At 52.3% G+C, this 24,501-nt stretch carries 22 protein-coding genes; 12 read left to right on the forward strand and 10 right to left on the reverse strand.

The genetic code is table 11. The annotated features are described in order from the left end of the window. The first annotated feature begins 61 nt into the window (after window positions 1-61). Window positions 62-1,714 carry a sulfatase-like hydrolase/transferase gene (locus tag GA0071314_RS18370; protein ID WP_074398062.1) on the forward strand — a complete coding sequence of 551 codons (1,653 nt, stop codon included), beginning with the start codon at window positions 62-64 and terminating at the stop codon, window positions 1,712-1,714. Here GA0071314_RS18370 and waaF read toward each other — a convergent pair. After that, window positions 1,704-2,747, reverse strand: a complete 1,044-nt coding sequence (gene waaF / locus GA0071314_RS18375; RefSeq protein ID WP_074398064.1) for a lipopolysaccharide heptosyltransferase II — start codon at window positions 2,745-2,747, stop codon at window positions 1,704-1,706. The genes GA0071314_RS18370 and waaF overlap by 11 nt on opposite strands. Continuing rightward, window positions 2,740-3,696, reverse strand: coding sequence for an ADP-glyceromanno-heptose 6-epimerase (rfaD, locus tag GA0071314_RS18380; protein ID WP_074398065.1), 957 nt, complete (start codon window positions 3,694-3,696; stop codon window positions 2,740-2,742). Before rfaD ends, waaF begins: the two co-directional genes overlap by 8 nt. A gap of 111 nt (window positions 3,697-3,807) precedes the next feature. Here rfaD and glyQ point away from each other — a divergent pair, with 111 nt between their 5' ends. From glyQ to gmhB, 3 genes are all read left to right on the forward strand, one after another. Continuing rightward, window positions 3,808-4,767 carry a glycine--tRNA ligase subunit alpha gene (gene glyQ, locus GA0071314_RS18385; RefSeq protein WP_074398067.1) on the forward strand — a complete coding sequence of 320 codons (960 nt, stop codon included), beginning with the start codon at window positions 3,808-3,810 and terminating at the stop codon, window positions 4,765-4,767. Beyond that, window positions 4,767-6,833, forward strand: coding sequence for a glycine--tRNA ligase subunit beta (gene glyS, locus GA0071314_RS18390; RefSeq protein ID WP_074398068.1), 2,067 nt, complete (start codon window positions 4,767-4,769; stop codon window positions 6,831-6,833). Before glyQ ends, glyS begins: the two co-directional genes overlap by 1 nt. Window positions 6,834-7,002: 169 nt before the next feature. Further along, complete coding sequence (gene gmhB / locus GA0071314_RS18395) at window positions 7,003-7,557, forward strand: D-glycero-beta-D-manno-heptose 1,7-bisphosphate 7-phosphatase (protein ID WP_074398070.1); 555 nt, start codon at window positions 7,003-7,005, stop codon at window positions 7,555-7,557. A gap of 104 nt (window positions 7,558-7,661) precedes the next feature. On the opposite strand, the gene gyrB is transcribed toward gmhB, so the two are convergent. The 4 genes from gyrB to dnaA form a co-directional block, all read right to left on the reverse strand. After that, complete coding sequence (gene gyrB / locus GA0071314_RS18400; protein WP_074398071.1) at window positions 7,662-10,082, reverse strand: DNA topoisomerase (ATP-hydrolyzing) subunit B; 2,421 nt, start codon at window positions 10,080-10,082, stop codon at window positions 7,662-7,664. A 39-nt stretch (window positions 10,083-10,121) separates the two neighbouring features. Then, a complete protein-coding gene (gene recF / locus GA0071314_RS18405) occupies window positions 10,122-11,225 on the reverse strand; it encodes a DNA replication/repair protein RecF (RefSeq protein ID WP_074398073.1) in 1,104 nt (367 codons plus the stop codon). Between the two features lie 94 nt (window positions 11,226-11,319). Next, window positions 11,320-12,423 (reverse strand): DNA polymerase III subunit beta, encoded by a 1,104-nt coding sequence (dnaN, locus tag GA0071314_RS18410; RefSeq protein WP_074398075.1) that lies wholly within the window; start codon window positions 12,421-12,423, stop codon window positions 11,320-11,322. A gap of 55 nt (window positions 12,424-12,478) precedes the next feature. Continuing rightward, on the reverse strand, window positions 12,479-13,948 hold the full coding sequence (gene dnaA / locus GA0071314_RS18415; protein ID WP_074398077.1) for a chromosomal replication initiator protein DnaA: 1,470 nt from the start codon (window positions 13,946-13,948) through the stop codon (window positions 12,479-12,481). Between the two features lie 532 nt (window positions 13,949-14,480). On the opposite strand from dnaA, the gene rpmH reads away from it, so the two are divergent. The 4 genes from rpmH to mnmE all read left to right on the forward strand — a co-directional run bounded on the left by rpmH (window position 14,481) and on the right by mnmE (window position 18,312). After that, window positions 14,481-14,615 (forward strand): 50S ribosomal protein L34, encoded by a 135-nt coding sequence (gene rpmH / locus GA0071314_RS18420; protein ID WP_074398078.1) that lies wholly within the window; start codon window positions 14,481-14,483, stop codon window positions 14,613-14,615. A gap of 13 nt (window positions 14,616-14,628) precedes the next feature. Next, window positions 14,629-15,024, forward strand: coding sequence for a ribonuclease P protein component (gene rnpA / locus GA0071314_RS18425; protein ID WP_074398081.1), 396 nt, complete (start codon window positions 14,629-14,631; stop codon window positions 15,022-15,024). A gap of 114 nt (window positions 15,025-15,138) precedes the next feature. Then, window positions 15,139-16,845, forward strand: a complete 1,707-nt coding sequence (gene yidC, locus GA0071314_RS18430; protein ID WP_074398083.1) for a membrane protein insertase YidC — start codon at window positions 15,139-15,141, stop codon at window positions 16,843-16,845. A gap of 96 nt (window positions 16,846-16,941) precedes the next feature. Continuing rightward, window positions 16,942-18,312, forward strand: coding sequence for a tRNA uridine-5-carboxymethylaminomethyl(34) synthesis GTPase MnmE (gene mnmE, locus GA0071314_RS18435; protein WP_074398085.1), 1,371 nt, complete (start codon window positions 16,942-16,944; stop codon window positions 18,310-18,312). Between the two features lie 21 nt (window positions 18,313-18,333). Here the strand turns inward: mnmE and GA0071314_RS18440 are convergent, their stop codons facing one another. The 4 genes from GA0071314_RS18440 to rdgB form a co-directional block, all read right to left on the reverse strand. Beyond that, complete coding sequence (locus GA0071314_RS18440; protein ID WP_074398087.1) at window positions 18,334-19,179, reverse strand: 23S rRNA (adenine(2030)-N(6))-methyltransferase RlmJ; 846 nt, start codon at window positions 19,177-19,179, stop codon at window positions 18,334-18,336. 78 nt (window positions 19,180-19,257) lie between these two features. After that, complete coding sequence (locus tag GA0071314_RS18445) at window positions 19,258-19,941, reverse strand: OmpA family protein (protein WP_074398088.1); 684 nt, start codon at window positions 19,939-19,941, stop codon at window positions 19,258-19,260. 37 nt (window positions 19,942-19,978) lie between these two features. Next, window positions 19,979-21,148 carry a radical SAM family heme chaperone HemW gene (hemW, locus tag GA0071314_RS18450; protein WP_074398090.1) on the reverse strand — a complete coding sequence of 390 codons (1,170 nt, stop codon included), beginning with the start codon at window positions 21,146-21,148 and terminating at the stop codon, window positions 19,979-19,981. Continuing rightward, window positions 21,141-21,749, reverse strand: a complete 609-nt coding sequence (gene rdgB / locus GA0071314_RS18455; RefSeq protein WP_074398092.1) for an RdgB/HAM1 family non-canonical purine NTP pyrophosphatase — start codon at window positions 21,747-21,749, stop codon at window positions 21,141-21,143. The genes hemW and rdgB overlap by 8 nt, the downstream gene beginning before the upstream one ends. Window positions 21,750-22,015: 266 nt before the next feature. Between rdgB and GA0071314_RS18460 the strand changes: the two genes are divergently transcribed. The 4 genes from GA0071314_RS18460 (at window position 22,016) to GA0071314_RS18475 (ending at window position 24,452) form a co-directional block, all read left to right on the forward strand. Then, window positions 22,016-22,708: a response regulator transcription factor gene (locus GA0071314_RS18460; protein WP_074398093.1), complete on the forward strand. Its 693-nt coding sequence runs from the start codon at window positions 22,016-22,018 to the stop codon at window positions 22,706-22,708. A gap of 22 nt (window positions 22,709-22,730) precedes the next feature. Then, window positions 22,731-23,270 carry a CsgE family curli-type amyloid fiber assembly protein gene (locus tag GA0071314_RS18465; RefSeq protein ID WP_074398094.1) on the forward strand — a complete coding sequence of 180 codons (540 nt, stop codon included), beginning with the start codon at window positions 22,731-22,733 and terminating at the stop codon, window positions 23,268-23,270. Further along, window positions 23,270-23,692 (forward strand): curli assembly protein CsgF, encoded by a 423-nt coding sequence (locus GA0071314_RS18470; protein WP_082934297.1) that lies wholly within the window; start codon window positions 23,270-23,272, stop codon window positions 23,690-23,692. The genes GA0071314_RS18465 and GA0071314_RS18470 overlap by 1 nt, the downstream gene beginning before the upstream one ends. Window positions 23,693-23,771: 79 nt before the next feature. Beyond that, window positions 23,772-24,452 carry a CsgG/HfaB family protein gene (locus GA0071314_RS18475; protein ID WP_231896480.1) on the forward strand — a complete coding sequence of 227 codons (681 nt, stop codon included), beginning with the start codon at window positions 23,772-23,774 and terminating at the stop codon, window positions 24,450-24,452. Window positions 24,453-24,501: the final 49 nt, after the last annotated feature.

Below are 24,501 nucleotides of genomic sequence, written 5' to 3' on the forward strand. Positions count from 1 at the left end.
TCTTTACAGACATGGTCAAGGGCATATCTTTTGTCACCCTCTGCCCCATCATAGGAGACGCATGATCGCGTTTATACGTCAAAAACCCTCTGCATGGTTGCCCGTTACAGTCATCGGCCTATGCCTTGGCTATGCTATCACCGTACTCACTCGCTTACCTTGGTGGACGCTGTTCTTCTTTGCGATGGTATGGATAGGTATCGGCCTTAAATTACGCTGGGGTCGTCCACTCAATGCACGTTATCGCAAAGTATGGCCCTGGTCACTCGCGCCGTTAAGCTTATGGGGCATCTATGTCTACCTAGCGGACAGTTTCGGCAACGTCGATTTAGGGGCTGTGTTTTTCCATCTCCAGGCGGGAATGGCGGAGCACGGCGGTGCAGGAAAGTTGATTATCGCCGTTGTTTACACACTCAGCATGCTTGCTGTATTGGCTTCTGTCACCTGGTTATCGCGCCATGACCAACGTTGGCGATTGACGGAGCGCTTCTTGGCGCTTGGGTTGCTCGCCAGCAATCCTTTGCTTTTCGGTCTAGGCCAGCGTAGTGCGGCCGTGGTAGCCGACGACGCCGATTGGCTTGATCATCGCTATGTCGCCCCACCTTCGTCTGATCAAGACGACGCCCCCAACTTGCTGTTACTTTACTTAGAGAGTATCGAGCGAACCTATAGCGATCCCCAGTTTGGTGATGCCTACAACGACCTTAACCGTCTGGGTGAGCGAGGCATTGTCTTTGAAGGCGTTCAGCAAATGGAGAATACCGGCTGGACCATGGCGGGCATGATCGCAAGCCAATGCGGTGTACCTTTAATGCCTGCCGGACTTCTCCACGACAGTCAGTTCGAGCCTTTAAAGAGCGTGGTGCCAGGTATTGATTGTCTCGGCGATATCTTAGCCGCTCAGGGATATCGACTCAGCTATTTAGGCGGTGCCAGCACAGAGTTTGCCGGTAAGGGGCTATTTTACCGCGGGCACGGGTTTCAGTCAGTTAAAGGTAAAGAGGAGTTGGAGCGTCAGCTAAATGACTCAGAGTACGTAAACAGTTGGGGAATATACGACGACAGCCTTTACGACATGACTGTCGATGAAATTCGCCGCCTTGAGGATGCTGATGACGGGCCTTGGGGCGTGGTAAACCTGAGCATTGCAGGCCATGCACCCAGTGGATTTCCTGCACAGAGTTGTCTCGATCGTCAGGGGCCATTTGATGAGCAAGACATCCTTTATTCGGTCGAGTGCTCTGCTTGGCTGGCACGCAAGCTTATTGATCGCCTGGAAGATGAAGGATTGCTGGACAATACCGTCGTAGCAATCATGAGTGACCACCTCACCATGCGCGTATCAGTATGGGACCAGCTAACCATGCTGGACCGCGAAAACACCTTTATGCTGATAGGCGATCACTTGCATCCCCAGCGTATTCAACGTGATGCAACTATGTTGGATGTCTTCCCCACGATTCTTGAAGCACTCGGCCTTAGTCTTGAAGAGCATCGGGCTGGGCTTGGCACCTCACTGCTTAGCGATCAAGAAACCCTGGTCGAGCGACATGGTTTCGAGACGTTAAACGAGCGCTTACGCGAGGAAACCGCGTTGCAACATCGCCTCTGGGAAGGCCTTGCCCCACAGCGTCGCGATACTGACAGCACCCCGCAGGAGCAAGTGATTGAAACGCCCGCAGACCAAACAGAAGAAGTCGATATTATGCGTTAACAATCACATTTTCACGCGGTCTATTAGCCACAATTGCTTGGTAGACCGAATCCACGTGTAGCTCATTTAAGCAGTTAGTGTGGCCCAATGGGCAAGTGCGCTCAAAGCATGGAGAGCAGGAAAGGCCAAGATAATGAATTACTGCATTATCGGTAAGTGGTGGCGTATAAGCAGGCGAAGAGGAACCGTAAAGCGCATGGATACGCACGCCTACCGCAGCCGCGACATGCATTAACCCGGAATCGTTAGTAACCACTTGGCGACAATCGGCTAGCAAATCGACGGCATCCACCAAGGATGTTTTACCACATAAATTGTGGGCTTGAGGGAGGCCCTTCACAATAGTCTCAGCAGCAGCGTGATCTTTTGGCCCGCCGAACACACGGACTTCATAGCCATTGGCAACCAGCGATTGAGCTAATTGATGAAAGTAAGCAAGCGGCCACTGCTTAGCTGGCCCATACTCAGCCCCCGGCATCATGCCAATCGCCGGGCGGGAGGAAAGCGCATGGGTCAAGCGCAAATTCACTAAATTGTCCCGGTCAATGAATAGCCGCGGCTTGGGTATGGCGAAGTTACCCTTCATAGCCTCATCAAGCGGCAAACCTAACGAAACGAACCGCTTTACAGTTTGATCCAATACTTGTTTATCCAGCTTGCGGCGCTCTTTCAAAAGACCATAGCGATGTTCACCCAGAAAACCAATCCGCTCGGGAATGCGTGCCATAAAGGGGACCAAGGCTGCTTTCCAGGACCTGGGTAGGACAATAGCGCGGTCAAAGCGCCCTTTTATACGACTGGCAAGATCACGGCGACTAGCAAGACCCAATTCTCCGTGGCCTACCGCTAAGGGAAGCACCTCATCCACCTCAGGCATGCGCTCTAAAATAGGCTGCGACCATGCCGGCGCCACCACACCAATGGTGGCCCGGGGGAACCGTGCTTTTAGGGTCATAAACAGGCTTTGGGCCATTACCATATCGCCGACCCAGGAGGGGCCAATGACCAAAAGCCGCATTGCGGGATTAGCCATTGAGCCACTCCAAATACGCTTTTACGCCCTGAGCAACGGTTTTGAACTCAACGTTGCAGCCTGCTGCACGTAGCTTGCTGATATCTGCCCGGGTATAGCTCTGGTAACGCCCTTTCAATTCTGCGGGGAAATCAATGTAATCGATTTGCCCTTTAGCGTAGTAGTCGATTACCGCTTCACCAATCGCTTTAAACGGCTCGGCTCGGCCGGTGCCTAAATTGAAAATACCCGAGGCGCTGGGATTATCTAAAAACCACAGGTTCACATCCACGACATCACCCACATAAACAAAGTCGCGGCTCTGCATACCAGCCTCATAACCCGCATAGGCGCCGAACAATTTCAGGGATTCGCCATTACGGATCTGCAGGTGGTTATGGTACGCCACGCTGGCCATCTTGCCTTTATGCTGCTCGCGAGGGCCATACACATTGAAGTAACGAAACCCCACCACCTGAGTGGTCAGTTCGTTCCACCGAGAACGTACATGCTGGTCAAACAGTAGCTTCGAGTAGCCATAAACGTTGAGCGGTTTTTCGCATTCGGGTACTTCTTTGAATATCTCGCTTCCCCCGTAGGTAGCTGCCGACGAGGCGTAGAGGAACGGAATACCCAATTTTTCACAGTAATTGAGCAGTACCTTGGAATACTCGAAGTTATTTTCCATCATGTAATGCCCGTCCCATTCAGTGGTATCGGAACAGGCGCCTTCATGGAAAATGGCATCGATGGCCGGCAAGTCAGCCGACTCACCGCGAAGCGCTGACTTTACGCGCGCAAGAAAATCATCTTTATCCAGGTAATCGGCTAACGTACAGTCCGCCAAATTGACAAACTTGGTACCGTCGCGAAGATCGTCGACAACCATCACATCGTTACGGCCACGCGCGTTAAGCGCTTTGACAATATTGGCTCCAATAAAACCCGCACCGCCTGTTACAACAATCATTTTCTTTCTCCTTGCCAAAAGCGGCTCTGTTGGCTTAAGCGCCTATAACCTATCTGCCTGGGATTGTATACTTGACGGCTTATGAATTCATGGCCAACGGTGCTTTCCGCGATGAGTGTCTCGACAAACCAATCGACACCTGATGTGTCGACCTTTCAAGGCTTGATCCTTGCGCTGCAACAGTATTGGGCAGAGCAAGGCTGCGTCATCCTCCAGCCGCTCGATATGGAGGTCGGCGCAGGCACTTTTCACCCCGCCACCTTCCTACGCGCTATTGGGCCGGAGACCTGGAATGCGGCCTATGTCCAGCCTTCTCGCCGCCCGACGGATGGCCGTTACGGTGAAAACCCCAACCGACTGCAGCATTACTACCAATTCCAGGTGGTCATGAAGCCATCGCCTAGCAACCTGCAAGACCTTTACCTTGGCTCGTTAAAACGCTTAGGCCTGGACCTGCTGGTCCATGACGTGCGTTTTGTCGAAGACAATTGGGAATCTCCCACGCTTGGGGCCTGGGGGCTTGGCTGGGAAGTATGGCTCAACGGTATGGAAGTCACCCAGTTTACCTACTTTCAGCAGGCTGGCGGCATTGAATGTTATCCCGTCACGGGCGAGCTTACCTACGGCCTTGAGCGTATCGCCATGTACTTGCAAAACGTTGACAGCGTTTATGACCTTGTTTGGGCCATCGCGCCTGACGGCAGCGAAGTGAGCTACGGCGACGTTTACCTGCAAAATGAACGTGAGCAGTCCGCTTATAACTTCGAGCACGCCGATGTTGACCAGCTGTTTGGTGCCTTTGACCACCAGGAAAAAGAGTGCGGCAAATTGCTAGAAGCCAAATTACCGCTGCCCGCCTACGAACAAGTTCTGAAGGCATCGCATACGTTCAACCTGTTAGATGCACGTCACGCTATTTCGGTCACCGAGCGCCAACGCTTTATTCTACGCGTTCGTACCATGGCAAGGAACGTCGCCACTGCTTACTTTGATTCGCGCAAAGCTGAGGGTTTCCCCATGGCCACGGAATCACTACGCCGCGAACTATTAGCCGACCAGGGAGACGCATAATGGCTGTTGATACGCTTCTATTAGAACTAGGTGCGGAAGAGCTTCCGCCGACCGCACTGGATGCGCTGTCTGATGCGTTTGCGGCTGGCATCGAGAAAGGCCTACTGGAAGCCGAGATCCCCTTTCAAAAGGTTACTGCTTACGCCACCCCGCGTCGTCTGGCGGTTCAGGTCGCCGCTCTAGCCAATAAGCAGCCAGACCGTGAAGTTGAACGCCGTGGTCCGGCCCTTGCGGCGGCCTTCAAAGATGGTGTGCCCACCAAAGCAGCTGAAGGCTTTGCCCGCTCCTGCGGTGTCAGCGTCGATGAATTGATTCACCTTGAAACCGACAAAGGCACCTGGCTTGGCTACCGTGAACAGCAGCCGGGTGAGAATGTACAAGCGCTGCTACCCGACATCTTGCGCAAAGCCATCCATGGATTGCCGGTGCCTAAAAACATGCGCTGGGGTTCCTCGCGCATTGAGTTTTCACGCCCTGTGCATTGGCTTTTAGCCCTGTATGGCAACGAGGTGGTTGCTGCCGAAGCGCTTGGCTTACAAGCCAGTCGGACCACCTATGGCCATCGTTTCCACGCGCCGGATGCCATACAACTTGAGCATGCGGACGATTATCTTGACGCCCTTGAGAACGCGTTTGTACTAGCCGATCGCCAGCAGCGTCGTGAACGTATTCGTGAACAGGTGTTGGCAGAAGCCGAAGTGCAAGAAGCCAACGCTGTGATTGACGAAGACTTACTGATCGAGGTCAGTGGCTTGGTTGAGTGGCCTGTGGCGCTAACCGGTAGCTTTGACGAGCGATTCTTGGAAGTCCCTGCAGAGTGCTTGGTCTCCTCCATGAAGGCCAATCAAAAGTATTTCCACCTGTTGGATGACCAAGGCAAGCTTAAGCCGTTGTTCATTACCATCTCCAACATCGACAGTGCAGACCCTCAACAAGTGATTTCGGGCAATGAAAAAGTTATCCGTCCGCGCCTCGCGGATGCGGCTTTTTTTTACGACACCGATCGCAAGCACAGTCTCGCCTCGCGCATCCCACAGCTGGAAAGCGTGGTATTTCAGCAACAGCTGGGGACTTTGGCTGACAAAGCGCGTCGTAACACCGCAATTGCAACCTTTATCGCCCAGCAGATTAATGGTGACGTGAACCATGCGCAACGTGCCGTAGCGCTCGCTAAGTGCGATCTGGTCACTGAGATGGTGCTCGAATTCCCTGAACTGCAGGGCATTATGGGTCGTTACTACGCCGAGCAGGACGGTGAGGCCGCAGAGGTTGCCCAAGCGTTAGAAGAGCAGTATCTGCCGCGTTATGCCAGCGATGCTATCCCCCAGACGCCCACCGGCCAAGCCCTGGCCCTAGCCGACCGTTTAGATACGCTGGTGGGTATTTTCGGTATTGGCCAGCGCCCTACCGGCGCTAAGGATCCTTTCGCCCTGCGTCGCGCGTCTATTGGCATGCTGAATATTCTTGTCAAAGGCAGACTAAATCTCGACCTTCGCGAACTGCTAAGTGTGGCCGCAGAGCAGCATCAAGGCTTGCCTAAGGCAGACGGGTTAGTCGAAGACGTGCTGACCTACATGCTGGACCGTTTCCGCGCCTGGGGGCAGGAAGAAGGCATCACGGCGGAAATGTACTTGGCCGTTCGTGCACGCCCAGTCAGCAAACCATTGGACTTTGCTCGCCGTCTAAGAGCCGTAAAGGCCTTCGCTCAGCGCGAGGAAGCTTCCGCGCTGGCCGCCGCCAATAAGCGTGTTTCTAATATACTCAGTAAACAGGAACATGATGGCAGCACCCAGGTTGATCAGAACCTGCTACACGAACAGGCTGAACAAGCCTTATTCAAGGCGGTGGCTGCAAGTCAACAGCATGTGGCGCCGCTGTTTGCCGCGGGCGATTACCAGCAGGCTCTGGATGCATTGGCAACACTGCGCGAGCCGGTGGATAGCTTTTTTGATCAGGTAATGGTCATGGCAGATGATGAAGCGGTTCGTCGTAACCGTCTCGCCCTGCTCGCCAGCCTTCAGGCGCTATTCCTTGAAGTGGCTGATATCTCTCAGCTTCCCCAATAATCAGTAAAATCACTTGAAGCTCACATGAAGCACCTAGCCCGGCTTGCAATCAATAAGCCGGGTTTTTTATGGTTAATAGTCACTGTTTCACGTGAAACACCCTCGCGCTCTTGCTGCTAGCGTATTACGCTGACTCACATTCGATCTGCGCAACGTTATAAGGCCCTCTATGATCAGCGCCAATCAACTGGTTATCCTCGATCGCGACGGAGTGATCAATCATGACTCAGATGCTTATATTAAGTCGCTTGAAGAGTGGATTCCCTACCCTTCATCGATCAGCGCTATCGCGCAGCTAACCAAGGCTGGTTTTACCGTAGCCGTAGCCACTAACCAATCGGGTATTGCCCGTGGCTATTATAGTGAAACAACGTTGCGTGACATACATGCTCACTTAATTGACCTTGTGGAGGCAGAAGGGGGGCATATCGCTTATATTGCCTACTGCCCGCATGGCCCAGATGACCATTGCGTTTGCCGTAAGCCACTACCGGGGCTGCTCACCCAAATTCAAGAGCAGCTAGGGATGGCAAGTTTAGAGGGCAGCTGGATGGTAGGCGATAGCCTTCGCGATCTCCAGGCGGGCGAAGCTGTAGGTTGTCGATCTGTACTGGTTAGAACCGGGAAAGGCGAGAAAACGTTGCAAAAGAATAGCGGACTTCGTAAAGCACTAATCTATCGAGATCTTGCCGATTTTACTGACTGGCTGTGCATGCAAAACTAGTTGTAGTTACTTCAGCATGAAAAAAACCGCACCGGCATTAAGGCTGGTGCGGCATTTTTTTACAACTATCTGGCATGTTTCACGTGAAACATGTAGTCACATACTTATATATCAAGGTTGGCTACCAACGCATTCGTCTCAATAAAGTCACGGCGCGGCTCAACCTCATCACCCATTAACGTATTGAACATCATGTCAGCAGCAACGGCGTCTTCAATTGTAACACGCAGCATGCGCCGACTATCGGGGTCCATCGTCGTTTCCCACAGCTGGTCAGGGTTCATCTCGCCAAGGCCCTTATACCGCTGTACAGAAAGCCCTCGTTGCCCTTCCTGCATCAACCAAACTAGCACTTCGGAGAAATGCGAAACAGACTTCTGGCGCTCACCACGAGCAATATAAGCCCCCTCCTCCAGCAAACCGTTCAACGTCTCGCCCAAACCTGCAATGGCGCGATAATCTGCACTTTCAAAGAAATCCAAGCCCCATAGGTACTCGGTGGTAACGCCGTGAGCGATTAGTGACACAGCTGGCAGGTGAAGCCCGCGCTCAGTGTCTTCCTGAAGGTAGAATTGATAACGCGGTCCTCCTTCATAAGCCACCATATCGTCCATGACTTTCTGCAGCTCAGCAATCCAGTTTTCCATGGTAATGCGATCTTTAAGACTTGATTCACCCTGGAGTGCGGTGGCATGAACAGCCTGCTTGAGAACCTCAATGGGGTAGACACGGGCAAGTCGATCAATCCGCTTCATCACATTGCGATATTGATTCACCAACGCTTCTAATTGCGAACCTGCAATCCCAGGCGCGTCAGCGTTAACATACAAGCCGGCTCCATCAAGCGCCGTTGTGGTCAAATAGTCGACCATGGCTTGTTCATCTTTTAGATACAGCTCTTGCTTGCCACGCTTAATCTTATATAGCGGCGGCTGGGCAATAAACACGTGTCCACGTTCAATTAGTTCAGGCATCTGCCGGAAAAAGAACGTAAGTAGTAGCGTTCGGATGTGCGAGCCATCTACATCCGCATCGGTCATGATAATGATCGAATGATAACGCAACTTATCGGGATTAAATTCTTCGCGACCAATGCCACAGCCAAGCGCGGTTATTAACGTACCGACTTCTGCCGACGACAACATTTTGTCGAAACGAGCCTTCTCAACGTTAAGGATCTTACCTTTAAGCGGCAGTATCGCTTGCGTGCGACGGTCACGGCCCTGTTTCGCACTACCGCCCGCTGAATCACCCTCTACCAGGTAAAGCTCAGACTGACTGGGATCTTTCTCTTGGCAATCGGCAAGCTTACCGGGCAAACCTGCGATATCCAGCGCACCTTTACGGCGAGTCATATCCCGGGCTTTACGGGCGGCTTCACGAGCCCGCGCTGCGTCCAGCATCTTATTGACGATCGATTTGGCTTCGTTTGGCTTCTCAATCAAATAATCAGAGAACAGACGGCCCATTTCCTGTTCAACCGCTGTTTTCACTTCAGAGGAAACCAGCTTGTCTTTGGTTTGTGAAGAAAACTTCGGATCAGGTACTTTTACTGAGATAATCGCGGTCAAACCTTCGCGTGCATCGTCACCAGAGGTATTGACCTTGGCTTTTTTAAGCAGACCCTCGGCTTCTATATAGCTATTTAACGTACGGGTAAGCGATGCACGAAATCCTGCCAGGTGCGCACCACCATCGCGCTGGGGAATATTATTGGTATAACAGAAAATATTTTCGGTAAATGAGTCGTTCCACTGCATGGCCACTTCCACTTCTATGCCGTCTTCACGCACAGCATTGAAGTGAAACACAGGGTTGAGAACCGATTTATTCTGGTTAAGGTGATCAACAAACGCTCTCAAACCACCTTCGTAATGAAAAAGCTCTTCCTTTCCGCTACGCTCATCTAACAAGCGGATGGCAACGCCAGAATTCAGGAAAGACAACTCCCTTAGCCGTTTCGCCAAGATATCATAGTGAAATTCGATACTTGTGAAGGTATCCGGCGAAGGTCGAAAATGTACCCGGGTGCCACTTTTCTCTGTCTTCCCGACAACGCCGAGCGGAGCCTGAGGAACACCGTGGTGATAAACCTGCTCGAAAACGTCACCCTGGCGCCAGATCGTTAACCGCAGCTCTTCAGACAATGCGTTAACCACGGAAACACCTACGCCGTGGAGACCGCCAGAGACTTTATACGAGTTATCGTCAAACTTACCACCCGCGTGTAAAACGGTCATAATAACTTCGGCCGCTGATACGCCCTCACCTTCGTGAATCTCGGTAGGCACACCACGCCCATTATCGCTAACCGTGATGGATTCATCAGGGTGAATAACCACACGGATTTCGCTGCAGTGACCCGCCAGGGCTTCATCGATGGAGTTATCCACCAATTCGAAGACCATGTGATGCAGCCCTGTGCCGTCGTCGGTATCGCCGATGTACATGCCTGGACGCTTGCGCACAGCGTCCAGCCCTTTGAGCACCTTGATGCTTGATGAATCGTAAGCCTGCTCGCTCATTGACCACTCCGTCGTGAAGTCTGTCTCAATCCGTGTCGTCTAACCTTCAGGCGCCAGCTTGCTCAGTCCATTGGCAACATGTTTCACGTGAAACATGCTAACCGGAGTATGAGCTTGCCATGTTTGCCTTAAAGCTCCAGGTTCGACGCTGGTTATAAATACTTGGCATTGCATATCTTCGAGTAACTGACAAAACCGTGAACGATGCCGCTCATCAAGTTCGGCGGGTAAGTCGTCAATCAGGTAAATACAGTGTCTCTGTGATGCACTTTCCAGAAGCCGACCTTGCGCTAACTTTAACGCACTCACCACCAATTTCTGTTGGCCTCGGGAAAGTACTTCAATAGCGGGCTGCTTGTTTAGCTTAATACGTAAGTCAGCACGTTGAGGACCTTGCTGTGTAAAGCCCATTTGCTGATCTGTCGAGCGGCTAGCCTGCAGCACATCAGCTAATGCCCTTTTTTTATCCCACCCTCTCGCGTAGTGAAGCGTTAAGCCCGGCAATGGAAGCAAACGCTCAAGTGTTTCTTCAAATACAGGTAGAAACTCAGCAAACCAAGCACGCCTAAGCGCATCCATTTGCTCACCCCATGTGGCAAGCTCAAGCTCCCACACTGAAAGTTCTTGAGGTGCTATTCTACCATGCCTCAACAGTGCATTCCGATGTTTCAACGCTCGACGTGTTCGCTTCCATATTTCCAGGAAACGATGTTTCACGTGAAACACACCCCAGTCTAGAAACTCACGACGCCCTGAGGGAGACCCTTCCAAGAGACGAAAGGCATCAGGGTTAATCAGCTGCAACGGCATTGCTTCAACTAAATCCGCAAGACGCGCATTCTTATCCCCCTTGACGCGCAGTTCTAGCTCACTAGAGCTGCGCAAACGACGCACCCCTAGGGTCACATCAGGGTCTCCTGCCACACGGCCGTATAGCGTTAAATGAGGCGCATCGGTTTGGATAGCATGCTTGAGCTGACGCGTTCTAAACGACCTGCCCATACCCAAAATATGGATACCTTCAAGCAGGCTTGTTTTGCCACTTCCGTTAACCCCGTTAATCACATTAATGCCGGACGACGGGGCCATATCTACTGGCATCAAGTTGCGTAGACCATCGAGATTAAGCTGGAGAAGACCCATTAACCCGTCACTTATTCTGTGCGCCCTAAAAACATAGACGGCGCCTCCAAGTTAGAAGCGCCGCTATCGTTGGCCTTTGCCGTGAAATGAAGGCTTATAATCGCATCGGCATGACAACGTAGAGCGCATCACCACCGCCAGGCTCTTCTAAAAGCGCGCTACTATTCGGGTCAGCAAGGGTGATCTGAACCCGATCCTCATCCAATACACCCATTACATCGACCAAATAGCCGACATTAAAGCCCACTTCCATGGCTGGACCAGAATATTCAACACCAATGTTCTCTTCCGCTTCTTCCTGCTCAGGGTTGTTGGCCATCACCTTGAGATTATTTTCTTCTAGATAGAGACGCACTCCTCGGTACTTCTCATTTGACAGAATAGCGGTACGGGAAAGAACTTGGCGAAGTTCTGCGCGCTCGGCGATCAATACTTTATCGCCGTTGCGGGGAACCACACGCTCATAATCAGGAAATTTTCCGTCTATCAACTTAGAGGTAAATGTGAAATCCCCCGTATGAGCACGTACATGGGTCGAACCGAGTGTCAGACTAACCGGTTCGTCACTGTCATCCAGTAAGCGTGACAGCTCAAGAATCCCTTTGCGCGGCACGATGAGCTTTTGCGATTGGTCAACCGTCACGTCAACGGGGCGCGAACACATCGCCAAACGGTGGCCATCCGTAGCGACGGTACGCAATAAATTGCTCTGTATTTCAAGGAGCATGCCATTAAGGTAATAACGCACATCCTGCTGCGCCATTGCGAAGGATGTGGCTTCGATCAAGTGCTTTAACGTGCCTCGAGGGACGCTAAACTCCTGGCTTCCTTCAGCATCTTCAATAGATGGAAACTCGGCGGCAGGTAATGTGGAAAGCGTAAATCGGGAACGACCGCTACGCAGTACAGCCCGGCCTTCTTCTACCGCTAGCTGAATATCTGACTGATCAGGTAGCGATTTACATATATCCATCAGCTTACGCGCCGGCACGGTTGCCGAGCCTTCCTGATCTACCTGACTGGCGACAGTACGACCAACCAGTTCAACTTCAAGATCTGTACCGGTCAGGGCGACCTGATCGCCGTCAACCTGAATCAGTACATTAGATAAAACAGGCAACGTTTGACGACGCTCTACCACGCCTGCTACCAGCGTTAGTGGACGTAGCAGCGCCTCTCGGGAAATCGAAAATTTCATCAATACTCCGTTCTATATCCTGAAAGACCTGCTAAAGACAGGTCCGTCCTAGGGGTTAACTGGTCAGTAGGCGTAATAAATTTTTATAATCTTCACGAATATCCGCACTTTCTTCTTGCAAAGCCTTCACTTTACGACAGGCGTGCAGCACCGTCGTATGATCACGCCCGCCAAACGCATCACCGATCTCGGGTAAGCTATGATTAGTCAGCTCCTTGGCAAGTGCCATGGCCACTTGACGAGGACGGGCGACCGAGCGAGAGCGACGCTTGGACAATAAATCGGCGACCTTGATTTTGTAATATTCCGCCACCGTGCGCTGGATATTATCGACCCCTACCTGCTTGTCTTGCAGGGCCAACAGATCCTTCAGCGACTCACGGATAAAGTCCTGGGTAATGGTCTTGCCCATGAAGTGCGAGTCAGCAATCACTTTTTTGAGCGCGCCTTCAAGCTCGCGAACATTCGAGCGAATCTTTTGGGCAATAAAAAACGCCGCATCATGAGGCAAGTCGACTTTGGCCTGATCAGCCTTTTTCATCAAAATAGCGACCCGAGTTTCTAATTCAGGCGGTTCAATGGCGACGGTAAGCCCCCACCCAAAGCGTGATTTGAGACGCTCTTCCACGCCACTAATTTCCTTTGGATAGCGGTCTGAGGTCAAAATCATCTGCTGACCGCCTTCCAACAACGCATTAAATGTATGGAAAAACTCTTCTTGGGAACGCTCTTTTCCGGCAAAAAACTGAATATCATCAATAAGTAAAGCATCAACGCTGCGATAAAACCGCTTAAAATCATTAATCGCATTAAGCTGCAGCGCCTTCACCATATCGGCCACAAATCGCTCTGAGTGGAGATAAACCACACGCGCATTTTCGCGACGCAACGCTAGCCCATTACCCACTGCGTGCATCAAGTGGGTTTTACCTAGCCCGACACCCCCATACAAAAATAGTGGATTGTAGGCGCCCCCCGGATTCTCAGAGACTTGTCGAGAAGCTGCGCGTGCGAGCTGATTGGACTTACCTTCCACAAAGGTATCGAAAGTAAAATTAGGGTTTAGTCCACTGTTATGCTTTAGGCTGCCCTCAACCTGAACTTGGCGCTCGTTGGTGCGGCGCCCGGAACCACCTTCCTCGCGCAACCTGTCAATTTCACGCTCATCAGCAATATCACCTCGCGGCGGAGTGTGAACAGCCGCCGACGAGCGCGGTGCTGGGGAGGCAGAAACGGGATTACCCAGATCACGGGGTTGCGGGGCAGGGGTCGCGGGGCGACGACTGCCCACAGTGAGGCTAACTTTAGGGGGTTTTGAAGGGGCAAGCTCACGCATCAGCTCGCTAATCCGCTTGGCATACTTGTCACTCACCCAGTCGCGTACAAAGCGATTAGGCGCCAACAAGCGCAGCTCATTGGCCTCACTATCTTCGGCCTGCAATGGACGTATCCACGTGTTGAACTGCTGCGAACTCAGCTCGTCCTGCAGGTAATCCAGGCACTGCTGCCAAAGCGCGAGTGACACTCATCTCACCATCAGTTGAAAACGGCCGACCATTGTAGCGCCCAACGGCGTGGTTATCCACACGGGCGTAGGTTGATTTAACAAGCTGTGGAAAACTTTCTCATAGAGGGCAATGATAGCTGCATCATCCAATGTGACTGAGGCCCAGAACTCATCGTAATTCGACATTAATTCACAGCTAATCAACCGTTTATCATCGCCTTTTGCGCAACTTATACACAAGCAAACAATGAGTATAGCTTATTGAAATTTAGGAAAAATATAGGGTTGTTAACAAAATGTATCCCCATTATTAGCCACAACACAGGAAGTAGTTTATTTATGTCTTGTATGCCGCCTCCACGTAATTTCATATGGCTATCACCAAGCGTTGATAACTTACTTATAAGCCTTTTTTGTAAGGAAAAAATTGCACGCGACGCGGTAAGCCTCTACAATTTCCGGTCTTGAATTGAATCTCCCGGCTAGTTCCTCACTGGACCGGGCATTTTGGAATTCATTTTCCGTCCTAACCACGTGGGAATAACGAGTTATGAAACGCACTTTTCAACCTAGCGTTCTCAAGCGCAAGCGCGCGCATGGCTTCCGTGCTCGTATGGCAACTAAAAATGGCCGTGCCATCATTGCACGTCGCCGTGCCAAGGGCCGTAAGCGTCTGAGCGCCTGATCTCGGATTGCGTGTGCCGCATCAAGGGTTCCCCCGGTGTTTTCGGTTACTTAATGCTGGGGATTACCGCTACGTGTTTGAGCAAGCAGACCTCAAGGTACATGGCAAAGGGATGATGGCGCTAGCGCGCTGGAATACGGTAGGACATCCCCGCCTAGGCTTGGTGGTCAGCAAAAAAAATGTGAAGCTCGCCGTTGATCGAAATCGCTTCAAAAGACTCGTCCGCGAGTCAGTTCGGCTACGTCAAGACCAGCTTCCCGCAGTGGATATTGTGGTACTTGCTCGGCGTGGCGTTCAGGATATGGATAATGACGTATTACATCGTCAACTCCATGGCATGTGGAAACGGCTACGGCGCGACACACAGGCGGCCAACGAGCCCCCTACAGGCTCAATACGTAATACTTGATGGGCACCTCACCGCTCGACCTCGGCCTGCCGCCTGGCAGGCTTTCGTGTGTCATGGGTCGAGTAATTGATACAGCGCCATTAGCATGTTCACCACCCAGCGGGCAGAACCCTCATGGACGTAAAACGACTTATATTACTGATTCCACTTGCCATTCTGGCCTATCTACTGGTTGTACAGTGGAATCAGGATTACGGGCAGACGTCTTACCAATCGGCGTCCGAGGAATCGCAAAATCAAAGCAGCGATAACAACGCTTCTGAGAGCAGCGATTCATCTCGTGACAATGATTCAGACGATCTATCGGTCCCCAGTAACGACGCTTCCTCGTCTGAAGAAGAAGCGCTCGACAGCAACGAAAGCGATAGCGACAGCCGTGACTTCATCGCCGTCACCACTGATGTGCTGGACGTGCGCATTGATCCGCACGGGGGCGATATCGTATACGCCGCCCTGCCAATGCATAAACAGTCGCTCGATTCAGACCGCAGTTATGTTTTGCTATCCGATAATCAAACGCGCAGCTACGTAGCGCGCTCGGGCTTACAGCTCGACGGGGAAGCTCGTCGCATTGCGTTTACGCCGGATAGCGACGAATACCTACTTGGCGACGACGACGATCAGGTTGAAGTGAACCTGACCGCTGAAGTGAATGGTGTTGAGGTCATCAAGCGCCTTACCTTCGAGCGTGGCAACTACGCCGTTGACGTCAATTACTATTTGGCCAATAACACTGAAGAGCCCGTTAGCGCTCGTTTTATCGGCCAGCTCGCCCGGGACAACAGCCCTGATCCGTCAAGCGGCGTTAGCATGGGCATGAACTCCTACCTTGGCGCTGCGTATTCAACCCCAGATGAGCGCTACGAAAAAATTGATTTTGATGATATCCAAGGCGGCAACTTCAACAATAAAGAGGCGCAAGGCGGTTGGATGGCGATTATCCAACATTACTTTGTCTCGGCTTGGGCACCGGCTCAGGATCAGCAAAATCTCTACTACGTCTCAACGGATTCGCGCGATCGCAACGTTGTTGCCTTTGCAGGCCCCACTAGTGAATTAGCGGCAGAAGAAGAGGCTTCTTTGGGTGCCACGCTCTACATGGGACCCAAGATTCAGGATCACCTCGAGCAAGTAGCGCCTAATCTGCGCCTAACCGTGGATTATGGCTGGCTGTGGTTCCTGGCCAATCCGCTATTTTGGTTACTAGACAAGATCCACGACATCGTCGGCAACTGGGGCTGGTCAATTGTACTGCTGACTGTGTTGGTCAAAACCCTGCTGTTCCCGCTCTCCGCCAAGGCTTACAAGTCGATGGCTCGGATGCGCAAGCTCGGCCCTGAGATGCAGCGTCTCAAAGAGATGTACGGCGATGATCGCCAAAAAATGTCTCAAGAGATGATGAAGTTCTACCAGAAGGAAAAGATCAATCCTCTGGGTGGCTGTTTGCCGATTTTGGTACAAATGCCGGTCTTTATCGCGCTTTACTGGATGTTGTTGGAGTCCGTTGAGCTGCGACACGCACCCTTCATGTTCTGGGTACAGGATCTGTCTGTGAAAGACCCGTACTTCATCCTGCCGATTCTGATGGGCATCTCGATGTTCGTGCAGCAACAGTTGAACCCTACACCGCCCGATCCCATGCAGGCGAAGATCATGAAGATGCTACCCATCATCTTTACGTTCTTCTTCCTATGGTTCCCGGCCGGTCTGGTTATTTACTGGGTGGTCAACAACATCATCTCGGTGGCGCAGCAGTACTTTATTACGCGCAAAATCGAGCAGGACCCAAGTATTGGCAAAGGCATGAAAACCAAAAAATAAGCCGATACTAGAAGACACCCAGACCCCCGCCTTTGCGGGGGTCTGGCGTTTTAGGGATGAAAAACTCAAACTAGCTTTTTTTCAGCGAGAAACCTCATGGCTGACCGACTCTATACCCAAGACACTATCGCCGCCTTGGCTACCCCGCCCGGTCGTGGTGGCGTCGGTATTATCCGTGTTTCTGGCCCGGCCTGCCGCGAAATCGCCACCGCTATACTAGGTCTCTGCCCTGCCCCCCGCTACGCACACTACGGCGCTTTTATGGGTGCTGAAAGCAACATCGATGAGGGGATCGCGTTACTGTTTCCCGACCCTCACTCGTTCACCGGTGAAGACGTATTGGAGCTCCATGGGCACGGCGGACCAGTGATCATGGATATGCTGCTTGAACGCTGCGTTCAGTTGGGCGCACGCCTGGCAAAGCCAGGCGAGTTTTCCGAACGGGCTTTCCTAAATGACAAGCTTGATCTTGCCCAGGCCGAGGCGATTGCTGATCTGATCGATGCCACCTCCCGTTCGGCGGCCGAAAATGCCGTACGCTCGCTTCAGGGCGAGTTTTCCAATCGGGTATCTGAATTGGTACAGCGGCTCATTGAGCTACGCGTATACGTTGAGGCAGCGATTGATTTTCCCGAAGAGGAAATCGACTTTCTTGCCGATGGCCATGTGGCTAGCTTATTGGACAGCGTGAGCCGTGACCTTACAGACGTACGAGCGGCCGCAGGGCAAGGGGCGTTAATGCGCGAAGGGATGAGCGTCGTCATCGCGGGGCGTCCCAATGCGGGTAAGTCGAGCCTGCTTAACGCGCTGACCGAGCAAGACACCGCCATTGTGACCGATATTGCAGGCACCACGCGGGATGTGCTGCGCGAACATATTCATATCGACGGAATGCCTTTACACGTGATTGATACCGCAGGCTTACGCGATACCCCTGATGCGGTGGAACAGATAGGCGTTGCCCGGGCCTGGTCAGAGATCGAACGCGCCGACCGAGTGCTTCTACTGGTGGATGCGTCCACCACCGACGAAACCGACCCCATGGCGATCTGGCCCGAGTTTGTTGCCCGGCTCCCAGACCAGCAACGCCTCACGCTGGTGCGTAATAAAATCGATGCAAGCGCCGAGCAAGCGGGCATCGACTTATCCACAACTCCCCCCACGGTGCGTCTCTCAGCAAAAACCGGAAGGGGTGTGGATAATTTAAAAACACACCTGAAAGAGATCATGGGCTTTGCGGCTACCACGGAAGGCCGTTTTTCAGCACGTCGTCGCCACCTAGACGCCCTTGACCGGGCAATGAGGGCGCTAGACACCGGCCGCCACCAGCTCGAGGGTAACGGTGCAGGTGAGTTGTTGGCGGAAGATCTACGCGACGCTCAACAGGCCCTTGGCGAGATCACCGGCGAATTCAGCGCCGACGATTTGCTGGGTGAGATTTTTGGTAGCTTCTGCATCGGCAAGTAGATGGTTTACACGCCGAGAGACCTACTCCCCAACCAACCATTCAGCACGATAGTCGCTTTGCTCTCCTAACAGTGGGGTCAACTGCGCCATGGCCCCCGCTAGACGCTCATCCAGCCCCCAAGGCGGATTAATCACTAACATCCCGCTACCGTACATGCCGTGCTCATGGGCACCTGCCGCTCGCAGGCGTAATTCGCTGCGCCAAATTTTGCGGATGCCGCTGCGCTGAAGCCCTTCCAATAATACCTGGTGATGGCCGGCCGGCAGTAATGGATACCAAATTAAGACCACTGCATGACGCGCTTTTGAAAGCGCCACGCCAAGGGTATCCGCCACTTCCAGATACTCGTCTTTTCGTTCGTAGCTTGGATCAATCAATATACATACCCGAGGCGTTGAAACGGGTAGCCGTTGGCGCAGTCCCTCTAGGCCATCGCCATGAATACGCTCTACACCTTCCGGTAGTGCCTGGTCGTCTAAATGTTGATGCTCACCAGGGTGCAGCTCGAATCCGTACAGCCGCTCCTTAGGGCGCAGTGCTTGGCCGATCCACCAGGGTGAACCCGGATAATGCATCAACTCGACTGGTTGACGCTGTGCTCGGGTTAAAGCGGCCAGCCACCCGCATAGCAAAGGATCGGACACCGACTCGGCAGCTTCCCAAAGAGGCCATACGCCATCGCGATACTCCTTTAGCCGCTGGGTTTCTTTACTCGACAACGGATAAAACCCGCGACCCGCATGGGTGTCGATATAGGTCACCGGCGAGGGCTTACGTAGCAAGTATTCAGTGGTCGCAAACAACGTTAAATGTTTATGTACGTCGGCAAAATTGCCTGCGTGATACGCGTGTTGATATGACAACATGATAGTTCTACAACTCATAAAAAAACCCGCTACATCAGCATAGCGGGCATTGGGGAGGCTTCACGACAAGGTCATTGCTTAGCCTTGGCTTTCGCCTTCCCCGGTGGGCGTTAAGGTAATTTCAACGCGGCGGTTTTGGCTGCGCCCGTCCTCGTTATCGTTACTGGCCACCGGCTGTGATTCACCGTAGCCGCGGGTGTTTAAACGCGACGACGATACGCCATTCTGGCTTAGGTAGCCGCCTACCGACTCGGCCCGACGCTCAGACAGACGCTGGTTATACGCATCTTCACCGGTACTGTCGGTATGGCCAGCGATATTGATACGGGTATCGGCATATTCGCTGACCACGCTGGCTACCTCATTGAGAGAGCTGCGCGCTTCGCTGGTTAGCTCACTAGAATCAACGTCGAAGGTCACACTGCTAGGCATGTTTAATACAATGTCATCGCCCTGGCGATCGATTTCAATACGCGAGCCTTCAAGGTTTTCACGCAGTTGCTGCTCTTGGCGGTCCATATAGGCACCGATGCCGGCACCGGCAGCGGCACCTGCCGCAGCACCAATCACGGCGCGGTCACGGCGGCTACTGCTACCATCACCTGACAGCGCACCGGCAATCGCACCTACCGCCGCACCAATACCTGTGCCGGTAGCCGTTTTAGAGCGCTGTGTTTCACCACCGCCAGAGGGGTTCGAGGTTGCACAACCGGCAACAAACACGACGGCCACTAACGGGGTCAGTAGTCGAGAAATACGCATTGCTCACTCCTTAACGTCTTCTTGGCATATTATGAAATTACTCATCGCTGACTAATGCCAGCAATTCGTTCAAGAATAATAGACCTTGAGGCGAAGCTTGTAGCCTTTTAGGCATTTCCATCAAAAGTCCTTTTTTCTCGGCATTGTGTAAACGCGCCAATAACACATTTTCCGACAGTCCAGTATGCGCCGACCATAGCGAAATAGGAGTACCTTGGATTAAACGCAAGGCATTCATAGCAAACTCCAAGGGCAATTCACTTTGGGCAATAGACTGCTTGCCCGCGATAAAACCACGCGGATCATTCACCCGCCTTAAATAGGCGTCTGGCTGACGCGTTTTCCAGCGCCGTTCAATGTGCCACTGCCCCTGCAAATCAATGCGACTCAGCTTGCCATGAGCACCCGCGCCAATTCCTAGGTAATCACCAAATTGCCAATAATTGAGATTATGCTGGCTCTGTCGATCAGGCCTCGCATAGGCGGAAATTTCGTAGCGCTGTAAACCCGCCTGCTCCAAACGTAGGTGCCCCTGGTCCTGAATATCCCAAAGGGTTTCTTCTTGGGGTAGTGTAGGTGGGTGAACATAAAACGCCGTATTCGGCTCCAGGGTCAGTTGATACCAGGAAAGGTGCTCAGGTGATAACGCTAGGGCTTGCTCGATATCCGCCATCGCCAGTTGCGGGGTTTGCGCCGGCAGGCCATGCATCAAATCAATATTGATGTTATCAAACCCCGCCTGACGCGCCTGGCTGACGGCCTGGATAGCCTCTTCACCACTGTGTATTCGCCCCAGTGCTTTTAGTTGATCCGAATGAAAACTCTGCACCCCGAGCGATAGCCGATTGATACCGGCATCTCGATAGCCAGTAAAGCGGCTCTGCTCGGTCGTACCTGGATTAGCCTCAAGCGTAATTTCAATCGCATCCGAAAATGGTAAGCGAGCATTCACTTCGCCTAAAAGGCTCTTATAAAAGCCTGGTGAAAGTAGGCTTGGCGTTCCACCGCCAATAAAAATGCTCTGAATCGTTCGGCCAGCCGCAAGGTCAAGATCGCCATCAATATCCTGTAATAACGCCTTTAGGTAAGCCGCTTCGGGCAGCTCGTTGGCCTGGGGCTCGTGGGAGTTAAAGTCACAATAAGGGCATTTGCGTACGCACCAGGGCGTATGGATATACAGCGAAAGCGGCGGCAATGGCTCAGCCATGGGCCACCTTCAATACCTCGACGAGCCCGGCCAGGGCACGCCCACGATGGCTCAAGCGATTTTTCGTTTCACTGGGTAATTCAGCGACGCTCATTCCCTGATCAGGAAGCCAAAATAGTGGATCGTAACCAAAGCCGCCTTCACCGCGCGGAAGCGCCAGGACCTCCCCTTCCCAGCTGCGCTGCACAATAACGGGCACCGGATCCTGGGAGTGGCGTAAGTAAACCAGCACACACCAGTAGCGCGCTGTTCGCTGGCCTTCTGGGTAGCTTTGTAACGCCTCAATCAACTTGGCGTTATTTCGCTGGTCGCTTTTGGGCTCTCCGGCATAACGTGCGGAATAGATGCCCGGCGCGCCCTGCAACGCATCAACCTCCAGGCCTGAGTCATCGGCTAAGGCAGGTAACCCACTTTGTCGGCTCGCTTCGCGGGCTTTAATAAGCGCGTTCTCAACAAACGTCACCCCCGTTTCTGCTACGTCATGGACACCAAAATCGGCTTGGGGACGCACATCAAAGCCAAGTGGCGCTAATAATTCATTGAATTCTTTCAATTTACCAACGTTGCCGCTGGCAAGCACAAGCGTTTGCGTACTGGTCATCCGGCGACCTCCTAAGGTGGAGAACCAGTTTACGCATGCCCCAGGCTCGACAAAAGCAATCATAATGTAACGTGATGTAGTTTTTTAAAAAACGTCAAAAGTATTAGAAAAATAATAACCTTTAATATTCAAATACTTATTATAGAAAAAGCAATATGTGTCATATTATTTGATGATTTTCTAGTAACATACGTTTACATTTAAAAACTAATAGACAACACTTGAATGGCTACCTGCTCAATCGTTTTTTCTACGAGGGTCCTCCAATGCCGCAGGAAAAGGCTACCAATACGGTATTCGTCGTTACCGAAAAAAGCCCACAATCACAACTATTTGCGGAATATCTAGGGACTCATACCGAGTGTCATGTGCATATTCAGTCGCCCCATGAACGGGCCACCGCACCGACGGCAGGTAGCACCTTGATGCTAATCGACAGCGATCATATCAGCGTTGATACCCTTCCAGACTGGCAACACCAACTGCCCGAGGCGCTCAGCAACACACCCTTGGCCGCGTTTAACATCCGCGATATGGATCATGCGCTTGAAGCCTTGTCATGCGCACAGTTGAAAGGGGTGTTCTATCGCCACGAGAGTCTGGATGTCATTTGTAAGGGAATTCATGCACTGCTCGAGGGCGAGCTATGGATGTCCCGCGAGCTAATGACACGGTTGATTCTGTTTTATCGTAAATATCAAAACAACGCCTTCCGCCCCGCCTGCGGGCTCACTAACCGAGAAATGGAAATCATCTCGCTGCTGAGTGCCGGGGCGTCTAACCATCAAATTGCCGAAAAGCTGTTTCTTAGCGAACACACCGTAAAGTCTCACCTTTACAACATTTTCCGCAAAATCAACGTCCATAACCGTATCCAGGCGCTGAATTGGATCCATCAAAACTTGGGCCCCATTTTGCCGAATATTGAAACCGCAAGAAGCTTGCAGCGTCACCGTTAGCGCATCGCAAAGGGGTTTTACTATGAAAGCACTGCGCTATAAGCCCGTCATTCTGTGTTACTTCCTGCTCTGGGGAAGCACGTTTCCCGCCTATGCCGAAGAAATGACAGAGCCGGTATCTCCTACTGACGATGGGCAAGCCGCTATCGCCGATGAGCAAGAAGCTATCGATGCCATTAACCAGCTTTCAGGCCCCGATGGGGCAGAAGTTGAGCAACCTTCACAAGGGGGCAGCGAACTCACCGGCGTTATGGTTGACCGTACCATCACGATGGCGGGCAAAACCTTCTATCGTGCCTTCAGCCAACGCGCCATGGATAACATGATCATTGCCAATGCCACCATCACCATTCAAGAGCGGCCCGATGCTCGTTGGGGCAGCCAGGTGTGGATCATGGAAGGCAACCAGATGCATTTCCGTACCCAGCTCTCCCCAAGGATCAGTGAGGCCGACCGAGCGGCGGGGGAAGCCGTACAAATCGTGGAAGAAGCACTACTGCGTCAACAACTGAACTCAGCGCTATCTTCCGACAAAGACTTAGGAAGAGAGGAGTTACCATAATGAAAACTAACCTAATGCACACCGTGGGTTTAGGCTCAGCCCTACTGGCCGGTCTATTAACCTTTCAAGCTCACGCCGGGGAAATGATTTATGAACCTTTGAATCCCTCCTTTGGGGGCGATCCTTTTATGGGCAGTTACATGCTCAACAAGGCTCAATCCCAGGATACCAATTCTGATCCAGACTCACGTGACGTCGATCGACTCTCCTCCACCGACCGGCTAATTCAAAGCCTGGAGAGCCGTTTGATTTCACAGCTATTGACCGACGTGGGATCGGGAGATATCGGCGAAGGCGGCTTTGATAGCGACGAATTCAGCGTTGTGGTGCGTGATGAAGGCGGCCAGCTCGTCGTACGCGTAATCGACAAGCTGACAGGGGATGAAACCAATATCAGTGTCGGCGGCTTATTTAATCCATGAGATAGCCCAACTATCGAACCAAAACAGTACGAACTAAAAAACCAAACATCATAAATGGTGGATAAGTCAGGGGATCATCATGAAGATTATAGCTACTTTTTTAATAGCGGGTTTGCTCAGCGGCTGCGCGGGAATGGTTGCCAATTCAGAGAACCTTGAGGGAACCGAGGCCACCTTAACGCCGCGCGGTGCCACGTACCAAGATCTCGTATCGCTACCGCCGCCAGCGGGCAAAATTTTTGTCTCGGTATACGACTTCCGTGATCAAACCGGTCAGTATCGGCCTGCTCCCGCCAGCACCTTCTCGACGGCAGTGACGCAAGGCGCGGCCGCGATGCTAACGGGTGCTCTAGCCGATTCAGGCTGGTTTATCCCGCTTGAGCGGGTGGGGCTGCAAAACTTGTTAACGGAACGGCGAATTATTCGCGCTGAATTTGAGCGCTTTAATCAACCCGACACGCTCCCCTCATTACGTGCGGCTTCCGTCATGCTGGAAGGCGGCATTATTGCCTACGAATCCAACGTTAGGACCGGCGGTGCGGGTGCAGAATATTTTGGGATTGGGGCATCGGGAGAGTATCAGGTTGACCAAGTAACGGTTAACTTGCGCGCGGTAGAAATTTCTACGGGTGAAGTGCTTGCCAATGTGACAACGACAAAAACTATCTATTCGAAAGAATTACGTGCTGGCGTGTATCGGTTTATCGATTTCCGACGCTTATTAGAAGCAGAAGCTGGTATTACCGACGTCACCCCCTGATTGAGTAGCGCTACACTTTAGAGTCCGATCCTATGGGTAAGGAGATTGG

It is taken from the genome of Halomonas sp. HL-93 (genome assembly GCF_900086985.1).
In the GTDB taxonomy this organism is placed as follows: Bacteria; Pseudomonadota; Gammaproteobacteria; order Pseudomonadales; family Halomonadaceae; genus Vreelandella.